Source organism: Enterobacter sp. 237C8, from assembly GCF_034106865.1.
GTDB classification, from domain to species: Bacteria; Pseudomonadota; Gammaproteobacteria; order Enterobacterales; family Enterobacteriaceae; genus Enterobacter; species Enterobacter asburiae_B.
Map to the genome: position 1 here is coordinate 48,009 of NZ_JAWNDF010000004.1, position 14,280 is coordinate 62,288.

Annotated in this window: 10 protein-coding genes; 4 read left to right on the forward strand and 6 right to left on the reverse strand. The window is 58.7% G+C overall.

The window, feature by feature from the left end:
• Positions 1-24 precede the first annotated feature (24 nt).
• The 6 genes from fhuB to hrpB all read right to left on the reverse strand — a co-directional run bounded on the left by fhuB (position 25) and on the right by hrpB (position 11,370).
• Entirely contained in the window at positions 25-2,007 is a 1,983-nt protein-coding gene (gene fhuB, locus USF70_RS13735; protein WP_033144665.1) for a Fe(3+)-hydroxamate ABC transporter permease FhuB, read from the reverse strand.
• Complete coding sequence (fhuD, locus tag USF70_RS13740; RefSeq protein WP_033144664.1) at positions 2,004-2,894, reverse strand: Fe(3+)-hydroxamate ABC transporter substrate-binding protein FhuD; 891 nt, start codon at positions 2,892-2,894, stop codon at positions 2,004-2,006. Before fhuD ends, fhuB begins: the two co-directional genes overlap by 4 nt.
• A complete protein-coding gene (gene fhuC, locus USF70_RS13745; protein WP_033144663.1) occupies positions 2,894-3,691 on the reverse strand; it encodes a Fe3+-hydroxamate ABC transporter ATP-binding protein FhuC in 798 nt (265 codons plus the stop codon). The genes fhuD and fhuC overlap by 1 nt, the downstream gene beginning before the upstream one ends.
• A 50-nt stretch (positions 3,692-3,741) precedes the next feature.
• Entirely contained in the window at positions 3,742-5,991 is a 2,250-nt protein-coding gene (gene fhuA / locus USF70_RS13750) for a ferrichrome porin FhuA (protein ID WP_033144662.1), read from the reverse strand.
• 235 nt (positions 5,992-6,226) lie between these two features.
• Positions 6,227-8,752: a bifunctional glycosyl transferase/transpeptidase gene (gene mrcB / locus USF70_RS13755; protein ID WP_033144661.1), complete on the reverse strand. Its 2,526-nt coding sequence runs from the start codon at positions 8,750-8,752 to the stop codon at positions 6,227-6,229.
• 188 nt (positions 8,753-8,940) lie between these two features.
• Complete coding sequence (gene hrpB, locus USF70_RS13760; protein ID WP_320735706.1) at positions 8,941-11,370, reverse strand: ATP-dependent helicase HrpB; 2,430 nt, start codon at positions 11,368-11,370, stop codon at positions 8,941-8,943.
• Positions 11,371-11,443: 73 nt separating this feature from the next.
• On the opposite strand from hrpB, the gene thpR reads away from it, so the two are divergent.
• The 4 genes from thpR to gluQRS all read left to right on the forward strand — a co-directional run bounded on the left by thpR (position 11,444) and on the right by gluQRS (position 14,274).
• Positions 11,444-11,998 carry an RNA 2',3'-cyclic phosphodiesterase gene (thpR, locus tag USF70_RS13765; protein WP_069303673.1) on the forward strand — a complete coding sequence of 185 codons (555 nt, stop codon included), beginning with the start codon at positions 11,444-11,446 and terminating at the stop codon, positions 11,996-11,998.
• The gene (gene sfsA, locus USF70_RS13770) at positions 11,988-12,692 is read left to right on the forward strand and encodes a DNA/RNA nuclease SfsA (RefSeq protein WP_033144658.1); all 705 of its coding nucleotides are present in this window, start codon (positions 11,988-11,990) and stop codon (positions 12,690-12,692) included. The genes thpR and sfsA overlap by 11 nt, the downstream gene beginning before the upstream one ends.
• Before the next feature lie 176 nt (positions 12,693-12,868).
• Positions 12,869-13,324 (forward strand): RNA polymerase-binding protein DksA, encoded by a 456-nt coding sequence (dksA, locus tag USF70_RS13775; protein ID WP_001155232.1) that lies wholly within the window; start codon positions 12,869-12,871, stop codon positions 13,322-13,324.
• Between the two features lie 59 nt (positions 13,325-13,383).
• On the forward strand, positions 13,384-14,274 hold the full coding sequence (gluQRS, locus tag USF70_RS13780; protein ID WP_033144657.1) for a tRNA glutamyl-Q(34) synthetase GluQRS: 891 nt from the start codon (positions 13,384-13,386) through the stop codon (positions 14,272-14,274).
• The last annotated feature ends 6 nt before the right edge of the window (positions 14,275-14,280 follow it).

Below are 14,280 nucleotides of genomic sequence, written 5' to 3' on the forward strand. Positions count from 1 at the left end.
GTGAGGGCAACAGGCCGCACCTGACTACCGACTCTGCTTTCTCAACAGATAAATAAAGTACGGCGCACCGATAAAGGTCGACAGCAGACCCGCCGGGATCTGATACGGGAACAGCACCATTCTTCCGCACCAGTCCGCGAACACCAGCATCACCCCGCCCGTCAGGGCCGACATGACGATATGCGGCATCGTCCGGCGGAATCCCATCATTCTGGCAATGTGCGGCGCCATTAATCCGACAAAACTCAGCGGTCCAATCGTCAGGGTTGCCACAGCCGTCAGGCACGCCGCCAGCAGCAGCAGGGCCACGCGCGCTGGCGTCAGCGCCATTCCCACCGCGCGCGCGGTTTCGCCGCCAAGCGGCAGAATGGTCATCCAGCGGCGGCACAGCGGCACCATCGCCAGCAGCACGAGCATCACGATCCCGGACCAGACCACCTGGCTGCCGGTGGCGTTGTACGTCGAGCCGGAAATCCAGGTCAGGATCTTCGCCATACGCGGATCGCCGCTGGCCTGCAGCATCATCAGCAGCATGGTAAATGCGGTGCTGAGCGCCATCCCGGCCAGCAGCATGCGGTGCGGCGAAAATCCGCCGCGACCGGCGGCAATCAGGATAATCATCAGCGTGACTGCCGCGCCGATACTGCCAGCAGGCATCAGCCAGCCAAACGCATTCCCCGGCACAAAGAACAGCATCAGCACCACGCCAAAGGCGGCGCCAGAGCTGATCCCGAGCACTTCAGGGCTTGCCATCGGGTTGCCGGTCAGACGCTGAATAATGCACCCCGCCACCGCCAGCATCACCCCTGCGATCAGCGCGGAGAAGATACGCGGCCAGCGCCACTGCACCAGTTCATTGAGTAAATCACCCGTTGCCCAGTGCCAGCCCATGGCATCGCGTCCGAATGAGAGCGCCGCGAACGAGGCGATAATCAGCACCGCCAGACCGGCAAGGCTAAACCACAGCACCGACTGACGTTCAGCGTAGACTTTATCGCCGGCGTCCATCGCCGGTGCGCTCATGCTGCGCAGGCGCGGCAGCAGCCACAGCAGCAGCGGCGCCCCGATAAGCGCGGTCACAGAGCCGGTGGACACTTCCCTCCAGACCTGCGCCAGCCAGAGAATAAGCTGATCGGAAAGCCAGAGGATCAGCGCCCCAATCAGCGGCGCCAGCATCAGACGCGCCAGCAGGCGACGCGCCCCGAGCATTTTCGCCAGCAGCGGCGCAAACAGGCCGATAAATCCGATGATGCCGACCGCGTTGACCAGCAGGGCACTCAATACAATCGCCAGCGTCAGCGCCGCCAGACGAGCCAGCGACAGCGCCAGCCCCAGGTTACGCGCCACGCCATCATCCAGCCCCATGAGCGTCAGAGGGCGCAGGAGCAGCAGCGTCAGCACGACGCCGCCAGCCAGCTGCGGCCAGAGGTGCTCTACAACGCTCCAGTCGGTCTGGGTGAGCGTGCCGGTACTCCACAGGAACATGCTTTGCAGCCGATCGTGATGGAACAGCACCAGCAGCTGGTTAATCGCCCCGCAGTACAGGCTCACCACCAGCCCGGCCAGAATAAGCGTCACAGGAGAAAGGCGCTTGCCCCAGGCCACGCCAAAGACCAGCGCGCCCACCACGCACGCCCCCGCGAGTGCCGCAAACTGCGAGGTTAACGCTCCCGGCAGCGCCCACAGCGTGGTGATGGTGATCCCAAGCTGCGCGCCGGTCGCGACGCCGAGCGTGGTTGGCTCTGCCAGCGGGTTACGTAAAACCTGCTGGAACAGCACGCCCACCAGCCCTAAGCCGGCCCCGACCAAAAGGGAGATCGCCAGACGCGGCAGCAGGCTGTAGTGGAACAGCATCTGCTGAATATTGTCGATACCCGGCGAGGCCAGAGCGGCCCCCCACTGCGCGCGCGGTAAGGCCGCGGAGAGATTGAAGCCGGTTAATACCAGCGCAACCAGAAAAAGCAGGGATAACAGCAGCGCCGGGAAGCGGGCGATACGCGTACTCATGCTTTACCTCCCAGGGCGTTATCCAGCACGCGGGCAAAATGCATGGCCGACAGCGTCGCGCCGTAGAACCAGACTGCCGGGGCGCGCTGGAAGCGCTTCTCGCGTACAAACGGCATCGCCTGCCAGAGCGGGGTCGCCATCAGGGTTTGCATGTCGCGTTCATTACCGTGGTCGAAACAGAGCACGTCCACATCGCGAAACGCCGCCAGGCGGTCGATACCCACGGCGGTACTGCCCCAGAAGGTCATCTCCCCTTCCCAGGCGTTGCGAATGCCGAAGCTGTCCAGCACCTCCTGGAACAGACAGTTTTTACCGAAGACCAGCATATGGCGGGCATCCAGCAGCGTCACCATGAGCAGCGGACGATCGCCCCGGTGAGCAAAGCGCGGCTTCAGGGAGTCTATCAGGGCATCAAATTCGTCGAGATGCTTTTTGGCCTCCGCTTCGCGGTTGAGGAAATGCGCCATCTCGTTAATCGAGTTTTTCGCCACGGCCAGCGGTTTTTTACCGTCGCTGAAAGCAAATCCACGTCCCGGCGCAATGCGCGCCATGGTCTCCTCTGACGGGCCGTAGCCCGCGGACCAGAACAGGAACGAGGGTTTCATCTGGGTGAGCAGCTCGAGGTTTGGCTCCGTACGCAGGCCGACGTCGATCACCGAGTCCGGCAGCTTTGGCTCGTTCACCCAGAGGTTATAGTTAGGAATGTCCGCCACGCCATAGGGCGTGACGCCGAGCGCCATCATCAGTTCGACCGGCAGCCACTCCAGGGCCACAATACGGTGCGGATCGACGGCGGCGGCACGCGCCGTATTCATTTTTAACAGCAGCGGCGAGAGCGCCATCGCCGTCAGCAGGCGACGGCGGCTAATGCGTGTGTTATTCAGCATCAGTAGACAAAGCTCACCGGTGCAGCCCCGGCCGGGTGAGGCAGAATACCCATCGGAATACCGTAAATATGTTCCAGCGTTTCGCTGCGCATCAGCTCTGCCGGTGTCCCCTGGGCAATCATCTCGCCCCCGCGCAGCGCGACGAGGTAGTCACAATAGCGCGCGGCCATGTTGATATCGTGCAGAACCGCGATGACCGTCAGGCCACGCTGCTGGCTCAGGCGATGCACCAGCGCCAGGACGTCGACCTGATGGGCGATATCCAGCGCAGAGGTCGGTTCATCCAGCAGCAGACAGCGGCTGTCCTGCGCCACCAGCATCGCGATCCACGCGCGCTGACGTTCGCCGCCGGACAGGCTATCCACCAGACGGTGCGCCAGCGGTTTTAGCCCGACCAGCGCAATCGCCTCTTCCACCTTCTCTCTGTCGGCGACGCCGAAGCGCCCAAGCGCACCGTGCCACGGATAACGCCCAATCGCCACCAGCTCGCGCACCGTCATCCCTTCCGCCTGCGGCAGCTGCTGCGGCAGATAGGCCACTTTGCGGGCAAAGGCTTTACTGCTCCAGCTCTCCAGCGGTTGGTCATCCAGCAGAATATCGCCTTCTGAAGGCGGCTGATGGCGCCCCAGCATCTTGAGAAGCGTGGATTTACCGGAACCGTTGTGACCAATCAGGCCCGTCACTTTACCGGCAGGGAACGTCAGAGAGAGCGGATGCAGCAGCGTGCGCCCGGGTACGCGAAAGGAGAGATGGTTGAGCGTAAAGGTGGTGTCGGGTTGCGTTTGAATATCCTGCATATCAGCCAACTTAAATAAAAAGGGCACGGCGAACCGTGCCCGAAGAGAGATTAGAAGCGGAAGGTCGCGGTGGCAACAACCTGACGTTCAGCACCCCAGAAGCAGCCGTAGGTATTGAAGCAGCTGGCAACGTACTCACGATCGAACAGGTTGTTCACGTGCAGCGCCACGTTTGAGCCCGCCATGCCAACGCGTGCCAGATCGTATCTGACCAGCGCATCGACAACGGTGTAGCTGCCCACCTTGAAGGAGTTCGCCGGATCGCCATAGCTTGAGCCCGTGTAACGCACGCCGGTACCCAGCGTCAGACCTGACAGCGCACCGTCAAACAGGGTGTAATCGCCCCACAACGATGCCATGTGTTTTGGCACCTGAGCAGGCGTGTTGCCTTTGTAGGTGGTGTCCGTGGTGTATTCCGCATCGGTATAGGTATAAGAACCCACCAGGTTGACGCTCGCAGAGAGGGCCGCTTTCGCTTCCAGTTCTACGCCACGCGCGCGGATTTCACCGCCCTGAACCGAGAAGAAGGAGCCCGCCGGGTCCGCCATCAGGTTGTTGGTTTTGGTCAGCTGGTACAACGCACCGGTGACGACGATCGGACGATCGTTCGGCACGTATTTCACGCCCGCTTCGTACTGTTTGCCTTTAGACGGCGAGAACAGCTTGCCCTGGGCATCGGTCTGCGAAGCCGGTTCAAACGATTCGCTGTAGCTAAAGTACGGAGTTACGCCGTTATCAAACAGATAGTTAACGCCACCGCGCCAGGTGAACTGGGTATCATCACGTTTGGAGGTGGTGTTCGTCACGCGGTTGTAGGATTCCTGATCGGCCCAGTCATAACGGCCGCCCAGGGTTACCAGCACTTTATCCCACTGCGCCTGATCCTGAACGTACAGACCCGTCTGTTTTTGACGGTTGAGGATCTGATATGGGCCGGAGGTCGCGGGATCTTTTGAGCCGAAATCAAAATCGCTGTTCACCGGGTTGTAGAGATCCAGCAGCGGAACAGAGTCGTCGTAACCGAACCAGGAGTTGATGTCATTCCGCATGCGCATAAAGTCAACGCCGGTCAGCAGGACGTGGTCCACCTCGCCGGTTGAGAATTTGCTCTGCAGCTGGGTATCAACGGTAAAGTTCTGCAGCTTTTCATTATCGACAACGTATTTACGCGCCAGATAATGGCCTTTGTCCGATGGCGCTAGCGCGGCGCACTGTTTGTTGCCGCTGTTTGCCGGATCGGTACAGACGCCATAGCCGTATACGCTGTTTTGCGAGGTTTTGTTCTCGGCAAAGCGCAGGTTCTGACGCACGGTAAAGGTATCGTTGAACTCGTGGTCGAAGCTGTATCCCACCATTTTCTGGTTACGGGAATAGGTATTGTTCTTCGCGCCTTCGTTGAAGTTCGTCGGCAGACGATCGCCGTTCGGCAGCGGCTCAACCGTTCCCTCTTTTGGCAACCAGCCGTAGTAGCCCGTTTCAGGCTCGTTCTGGAAGTAGGAGAGGAACGTGAAGGTGGTTTTATCATCCGGACGCCATGAGAACGATGGCGCGATGGCGTAACGCTGCTCTTCCGCACGCTCCTGCTGAGCGTTATTAGAACGCGCAACGCCCGTTAATCGATAAGAGTAAACGCCGTCGTCGTCGATCGCATCGCTAAAGTCAAACCCGGTCTGGAACAGGCTATCCGTGCCGACTTTGAACTGGATCTCTTTCAGCGGCTCGGTTGTTGGGCGCTTACTGACCATGTTCAGCAAACCGCCCGGGCTGCTTTTGCCGTACAGAACGGAAACCGGACCGCGCATGATTTCGGCGCGCTCCAGCATATAAGGATCAATCACCGCGTCGTTATAGAAGTTCCCCTGCATTTTCATGCCGTCGAGGTAGTTATTCTGCGTCTGGCCATCGGCCGCGAAGCCGCGAATGATCAAATAGTCATAGGTGTTAGACGCGCCGCGCGTGCCTACCGCAACGCCCGGCGTGTAGCTCAGGGCTTCTTTCACCGAGCGCGGCTGATGCAGCGCCATCTCTTCGGCCGTGACCACAGAAATAGACTGCGGAACCTTTTGAATAGGGGTATCCGTTTTGGTTCCGGTCGCGGATTGCCGTGCGGCGATGGTCGCAGCAGGCCCCCAGGCACTTTCCTGTGCCGCAGGTGCTGCGGTAACCGTAATGGTTTCTTCTTTTTTCGGGGTTTCGGCCGCGTGAGCATAAGCAGACATGCCGGCAACCGCTGTGGCGACGACGACCGCGAGCTTACGCAGCGACGTGTTCATTGGCTGAGCAGTATTGGAAAGCGCCATGTTGAATCTCTGATGTGAAAGTGAATGATAACGTAAACGAGAATTATTATTATGAGCGCCAGAATAATATGCGAAACGCTGGTTGCATAGCAAGCAGTAAGCGGCCCTATGAGAATTAAGGGTTTAAGAAATCATCAAGAGAAAACGAAGGGTTAATCAGAGTTAAAGCGAGGGTTAACGAAATGAGGTTTACGGGTAAAAAAAGCCCCCTTCCAGGGAAGAGGGCTTTAAAAGGTTAGTTACCGCCGAACATGTCTTTAATCCAGCCCGCGACACCGTCGCTGTCTTTCTTCTCATTCTGCTGCTGCGGCTGTTGCTGCTGCGGCTGCTGTGGCTGAGAAGACTGGTCGAACGGGTTACCCGTTGGCTGTTCTGGCTGGCTTTGCTGGCACAGCGAGTCCGGGTTTGCGGTCCAGACAGGCAGCGTACGCATCCCGCCGCCGCAGACGAAGTTACCGGAGCTGTCCACGCCCATATCGACGATATCTTCCGGCGCAACCAGATTCAGCGGCACAGGAGACTGATTTGCCAGATAGCGCTGGTAAATCGACATCGCCCCGCTCGCCCCGTACAGTTTGGTCGGCTGGTTGTTGTCGCGGCCTACCCAGGTGATCACCACTTCACGGCCATCAATACCGGCGAACCAGGTATCGACGTTGTTGTTGGTGGTCCCGGTTTTACCCGCCAGATGCAGACCCGGATACTTCGCGCCCAGCTGACGGCCGGTACCGCGCTGCACGACCTGCTGCATCGTCCACAGCGTCATATAGGCGGCCTGAGCAGGAACGGCACGCTCCGCCTGCGGGAAGCTCTGATACAGCACGGAACCATCTTCGGCAATCACTGAGCGCAGGGCAGACAGCGGCGCGCGGTTGCCCCCGCTGGCAATGGTCTGGAACGCCTGCGCCACTTCGATCGGCGTCAGGTTAAGCGCACCGAGGATCATCGCCGGCACCGGGTGCAGCTGATCTTTCGCCACGCCCAGCTTTTGCCAGGTATCGACAATCGCCGGCAGTCCCAGCGACATGCCCAGGTTCACCGTTGGCACGTTCATGGAACGGGTCAACGCATCCACCAGCATGACCTGGCCGCTGAACTGTTTATCATCGTTCTGCGGTGACCAGACCTGGCCGTTAGGCTGGCGCAGGGAGATCGGCGCATCCGCAATCCAGGTATTCAGGCGATACTGATTTGGCTGGCTCAGGGCTGTGAGGTAGGTTGCCGGTTTTGCCAGAGAGCCGATTGAGCGACGCGCCTGCATCGCACGGTTGTAGCCTGCAAACTGCGGCTCGGCCCCGCCCACCATCGCGCGCACTTCGCCGGTGTTACGGTCAACCACCACCATCGCGGTTTCAAGATCGGAGAGCTTACGCTGTTTCTTCAGCGCCGGAATGCCTTCCACAGCCGCTTTTTCGGCCGCATCCTGCGCCACGGAGTCAAAGGTGGTGAAGATCTTCACGCCGGAGAGATCTTTGACCTTATCGCCGAGCTTGCTTTGCAGCTCCTGACGCACCAGCTGCATAAACGCAGGCTGAGGCGAAATCACGCCGCCGCGCGGCTGAACGCCGAGTGGACGCGCGCTCAGCATGTCGTACAGCTCCTGGTCAATCACCTGCTGCTGTTGCAGCAGACGCAGAACGAGGTTACGACGCTCCAGCGCCAGTTTCGGGTTACGCCACGGGTTATAAATGGACGCCCCTTTCACCATGCCCACCAGCAGCGCCTGCTGGTCCAGGCTCAGCTCTTCCACCGGACGGCCAAAGTAGTACAGGCTCGCCAGCGGGAAGCCGCGGATTTCGTTATCGCCGCTCTGACCAAGGTACACCTCGTTCATGTACAGCTCAAGGATACGATCCTTGCTGTAGCGCGCATCCATCAGCACGGCCATGTAGGCTTCGTTCGCTTTACGCCAGTAAGAGCGTTCGCTGGAGAGGAACAGGTTTTTCACCAGCTGCTGGGTCAGCGTACTCGCTCCCTGCACGGTGCGACCGGCAGTCAGGTTAGCCAGTACCGCACGGCCAATCGAGTAGAGGCTGATGCCATCGTGCTCGTAGAAGTGACGGTCTTCGGTTGCCAGCAGGGTATCTACCAGCAGATCCGGGAAGCCGTTACGCGCCACGAACAGGCGCTGCTCGCCGTTTGCTGACGAAAGCATGGTGATCAGACGCGGATCGAGACGGAAGAAACCGAACTGACGGTTGTTATCCATGTTCTCGATGGTGTCCAGACGATCGCCGTCAAAGGTCAGACGCGCGCGCACCTGCCCCTCTTTGCTGTCCGGGAAATCAAACGGACGACGAATCATCTCAATGCTGTTGGACTGCACGGTAAATTCGCCAGGCCGCGTCATTTTTGATACCTGACGATACTGGGTGGCTTCCAGCAGTTTAACCATCTCGTTCTTGGTGATGGACATATCTGGCTCAAGGTTCACCATACGGCCATACACTGCCGCAGGGAGCTGCCAGACTTTACCGTCGATACGGCTACGGATCTTCTGATCCAGATACACGCCGTAAATCGCCATCAGGACAACAAAAACAATAAACAGCTTCAGCAGCAGCCAGAACCAGCCGCGCTTGCCCCGAGGCTTACGCCCTTTGCCTTTTCCATTACGCGGCATCGGTTCTTCATCCTCATAATCGTCTTCATAGTCATCGTCATAGTCCTCATCTCTGAGGCGACGACGGCTTACCTTTTCTTTCGCCGGACGCGTTGGTTTTCCCTTACGTCCTATTGGCTCGCGGTCATTCCCCGCCATGCTTTTTCTCCGCAACTTTCAGGCGCAAAGGCCAGATTTTCTTTTCTTTCACAGGCCTGTGAAAGAAGAAATCTCTCAAAATAAACAGCAAGACTTTCCTGTCAGGAAAGTCTTTAGTGTTTTCTCCCTCTCCCCGTGGGAGAGGGCCGGGGTGAGGGCATCAGGCCGCACTCCCTCTTTCACCTAACCTACGAATATTTCTTCGTTCGCCGCGTCGGCGCCGTATTCGCCGGATCGTCCGGCCAGACATGTTTGGGATATCGCCCCTTCATCTCTTTCTGCACTTCACGGTAGCTTCCCGCCCAGAACGCTCCCAAATCTCGGGTGATTTGTAATGGACGATGCGCAGGCGACAGCAGCTCAAGCACTAACGGCACACGCCCTTCCGCAATGGACGGCGTGGTGGCTTCACCAAACATCTCCTGCATCCGAACCGCCAGCGCCGGCGGATTATCCTCATGATAACGGATGGCAATCCGGCTTCCGGTCGGCACAGTGTAATGCCCTGGCAGTTCACTATCCAGACGTTGACGTAATGACCAGTCCAGTAAATTCTGTAACGCGGTCTTAACATCAAGCGCCTTAAGGGCTCGCAGAGAGTGTACGCCGCTCATTTGCGGCAGTAGCCAGCGCTCAAGCGTAGCGAGCAGCGTCTCGTCATCCACCGCAGGCCAACCGTATTCCGGTAGCCACTTCGCGGCGCAGTGCAGACGAATGCGGTACTGCTCCGCTTCCGGCGTCCAGTTCAGGGCGCTCAGCCCTTTTTCCCGAATTCCGTTCAGCATCGCCTGATGAAGCTCGTCTTCCGACGGCTTCGCCAGCGGCTTCGTCCCAAGCGTCAACTTGCCAATCTGGCTGCGACGAAAGGCCTTCAGCGTGCCCTGGGCGTCATCCCATTCCACGGTATCAGATTGCTGAAGCAGCTGCGGACAGGCACGCGTCAGGGCGTCAATCTCTACGGCAATCGCCAGCAGGATACGCGCATCCGGAGAATGGCTGCCCTGCAGCAACAGCGGGGCGATCAGCCATTCGTGACGCGTCAGCGCATCATCGCTATCCAGCATCGCCCCCATGCCGTTTGCCAGCTGGTAGCGACCGTCCAGCCCGCGCCGACGCGCAATCCTGTCAGGGAAAGCCTGGGCCAGCAGGAAGGCAATCTTATCGCTGTCAGGCGCACCTCCCCGGCTATTCAGGCGTTTGCCCAGCTGCTGCGCCCGCTGCTGCCAGTTCCCCTGGTTGCGCGAAAACGCCTGACCCAGATCGCTGCTGCCACCGCGAGGCGGCTCCTCAAGAATAGCCGCCAGTTTTGCCGCCGTGGCAATTTCATCTTCCCCTTGCGCGGCCACCAGCATCGCGGCCAGACGCGGATCGTTGCCCAGCGCCGCCATTTTCTGGCCGCGCGCCGTCAGACGCTCGCCTTCCAGCGCGCCAAGCTGCGTCAGCAACGTGCGCGCAGCGGTGAGGTTTACGACAGGAGGAGGATTAAGCCAGGTGAGCTGCTCAGGGTTCGGGCAGCCCCACTGGAGCAGATCCATCACCAGACCAGACAAATCGCTTTGTAAAATTTCCGGCGTGCTTTGCTGTGCGGCGCGTTCAGCCTGCTCCGCGCTGGTCAAATGCAGGCAGATGCCCGGCTCAAGACGCCCCGCACGGCCCGCGCGCTGCACCATCGACGCCTGGCTGATGCGCTGCGTCAGGAGTTTAGTCAGCCCGGTACGAGGGTCAAAGCTTGCCACCCGCTCCTGCGCGCTATCCACCACCAGGCGAATACCTTCAATGGTCAAACTGGTTTCAGCAATGTTGGTTGCCAGCACCACCTTGCGCTGCCCCGCCGGCGCGGGAAGGATCGCTTTACGCTGATCCTGTAGCGACAACGCGCCGTAGAGCGGGCAAAGCAGCACGTCGCCGCCTGCGCGGGTAGAAAGCTGCTCCTGCACGCGCTGAATTTCACCGACGCCCGGCAAAAACAGCAGCAGGGAACCGGCTTCCTGGCGCAGCAGCTCAGCGGTGGCAATGGCGACGGCCTCGTCAAAACGCTGGTGGGAGGGAAGCGGCTGATAGCGGCGTTCAACCGGAAACGCCCGCCCTTCTGAGCTGATGACCGGCGCACCGGGTAATGCCTGTCGTAGCCGCTCGTTATCCAGCGTGGCCGACATAATAAGCAGCCTGAGATCGTCGCGTAGCCCCTGCTGCACGTCCAGCAACAGCGCGAGGGCCAGATCCGCCTGCAGGCTGCGCTCGTGGAATTCATCGAGGATCACCAGCCCAACGCCGTTCAGCTCCGGATCGTTTTGCAGCATGCGGGTGAGAATACCCTCGGTGACCACTTCAAGACGCGTGTTCGGACCAACGCAGGCCTCGGCACGCATCCTGTAACCTACCGTTTCGCCCGGTTTTTCATTCAGCAGTTCCGCCAGACGCTGCGCCACGTTGCGCGCGGCCAGCCTGCGCGGCTCCAGCAGGATAATTTTCCCGCGGATATTTCCGTCTTTCAGAATCTGCAGCGGCAGCCAGGTGGACTTGCCCGCGCCCGTAGGGGCATTCAGCAAAACCTGTGGGGAATGGCGTAAGGCAGCGAGAAGCTCAGGAAGAATGACGGCGACCGGCAATGAGGACACTAACAGCTCCAGAGGGTTAACATTAGTCGGCGTACATTGTAGCATCGGCGCATATCATTACCGAGTCCTCCGTATGCCTGAGTCGAAACGGCTGTTTTTTGCCATTGAATTGCCCACCACCATACAGCGTCAAATTGTTCGCTGGCGCGCCGATTGCTTTTCGCCGGAAGCGGGCCGCCCTGTCGCGGCGGCCAACCTGCACATGACGCTGGCCTTTTTGGGCGACGTTAGTGCCGAAAAACAGCGGGCGTTAGCCGCAATGGCCGGGCGTATTGCCCAGCCGGAATTTACGCTGCATCTCGACGACGCGGGTCAGTGGCCGCGTTCGCGCGTGGTCTGGCTGGGAACGCGCCAGCCGCCGCGCGGATTATTGCAGCTGGCGAATATGCTGCGCGCCCAGGCGGCGCGCAGCGGCTGTTATCAGAGCCCACAGCCGTTTCATCCACATATCACGCTGCTGCGCGATGCCGGTCAGGCCGTTGCCATCCCGCCGCCGGGTTTTCACTGGGCCTTTCCGGTCAACGCATTCGCGCTTTACGAATCCGTCTTTGCACAGGGACGCACCCGCTATACGCCGCTACAGCGCTGGACGCTGGGCAACACTGAAAGGAATTCTGATGAAGTTTAGTCCTCCCCTGCAGCACGCTACGCTTATCCAGCGATACAAACGCTTCCTCGCCGACGTGATCACCCCCGAAGGGGTTCAGCTCACCCTGCACTGCCCCAATACCGGCGCCATGACGGGGTGTGCGACGCCGGGTGACAGGGTCTGGTATTCCACTTCAGAAAATAGTAAACGCAAATATGCCCATACCTGGGAAGTGACCGAAACCCAAAACGGGGCATTTATTTGCGTTAATACCCAGCGCGCAAATCAGCTGGTTAAGGAAGCGCTGACCCTTGGCGCCATTCCCGAACTGGTGGGATATGGCACGCATAAAAGTGAAGTGAAATATGGCGATGAAGGCAGCAGAATTGACTTCATGTTACAGGCGGAAGACAGGCCCGAGTGCTATATTGAAGTAAAATCAGTGACGTTAGCGGAACAGGAAAATGGCTACTTCCCGGATGCGGTAACGCTGCGTGGCCAGAAGCATCTGCGAGAGCTAATGAGTGTTGCGGCGGCGGGCAAACGCGCCGTATTGCTGTTTGCGGTGTTGCATTCAGCCATTGAACGTTTCTCCCCTGCCCGCCATATTGATCCTAAATACGCGCAATTGTTGCATGAGGCACAAAAGCAGGGGGTAGAGGTTTTCGCTTATAAAGCGGAACTTTCTGCCGATAATATGACTCTGAGATCCTCTCTTCCCATTGTCTTGTAAGGGATTAGACGATTGTCGAATAAGTGTTCTGGCCGCGTGCGCAAATACGCTTTTCCTCACAGGCTTGTCAAGTGTTACGTTTAGATAATTGCCTTACGGAAAAGCATCTGCTATTTATAGCGACCTGATTTTTCCCCCAACACGGGGATCGATAGTGCGTGTTAAGGAGAAGCAACATGCAAGAAGGGCAAAACCGTAAAACATCGTCCCTGAGTATTCTCGCCATCGCTGGGGTGGAGCCGTATCAAGAGAAGCCGGGCGAAGAGTATATGAACGAAGCCCAGCTGTCGCACTTCAAGCGTATTCTTGAAGCATGGCGTAATCAACTCAGGGATGAAGTCGATCGCACCGTTACTCATATGCAGGATGAAGCTGCCAACTTCCCGGATCCGGTAGACCGTGCCGCTCAGGAAGAAGAGTTCAGCCTCGAACTGCGTAACCGTGACCGCGAACGCAAACTGATCAAAAAGATCGAGAAAACGCTGAAAAAAGTCGAAGACGAAGATTTTGGCTACTGCGAATCCTGCGGTGTTGAAATCGGTATTCGTCGCCTGGAAGCGCGTCCAACCGCCGATCTGTGCATCGACTGTAAAACGCTGGCCGAAATCCGCGAAAAACAGATGGCCGGTTAATACCAGCGCTGTTTACACACTCCAAAGGCGGGAGTCTCTCCCGCCTTGTTACTGTTGATATGTCTGAATCACACTATATTGGGCGCTTCGCGCCATCTCCTTCCGGTGAATTACACTTCGGCTCATTGATTGCCGCGCTCGGCAGCTACCTGCAGGCTCGCGCCCGCCTGGGAAAATGGCTCGTACGCATTGAAGATATTGACCCTCCGCGTGAAGTTCCCGGTGCTGCAGAGACGATTCTGCGTCAGCTGGAACATTACGGTCTTCACTGGGATGACGAGGTGCTCTGGCAGTCAAAACGTCACGATGCCTATCGGGAACGTCTGGCCTGGCTTCGCGAACGGGGGCTTTCCTATAACTGCACCTGCACCCGCGCGCGTATCCAGAGCGTGGGTGGCGTCTATGACGGCCACTGCCGCACGCTTAATCTTCCCCCGGAAAATGCCGCCGTACGTATAAAGCAGCGCTCCCCGGTGACGCACTTTAACGATCTCCTCTCCGGTGAGATTCATGCCGATGAACGTCTGGCGCGTGAGGATTTTATTATTCACCGCCGTGACGGCCTTTTCGCCTATAACCTGGCGGTGGTCGTCGACGATCGTTTCCAGGGCGTGACGGAAATTGTGCGCGGGGCGGATCTGGTCGAACCGACCGTGCGACAAATATCGCTGTATCACCAGTTTGGCTGGACGGCACCGGACTACATTCATCTGCCGCTGGCGGTCAATGCGCAGGGCTTTAAATTGTCAAAGCAGAACCACGCCCCGGCCCTGCCAGACGGCGATCCGCGTCCTGTTTTGATCGACGCGCTGCGATTTCTCAACCAGAATGTAACCAACGAATGGCAGGATCTGCGTATTGACGAACTGCTGAAAATGGCCGTTGCCAACTGGACGCTCGCGGCAGTGCCAAAAATCCAGCATTCTCAAATGCGTTGCGCTGAGCTATGATTAGCC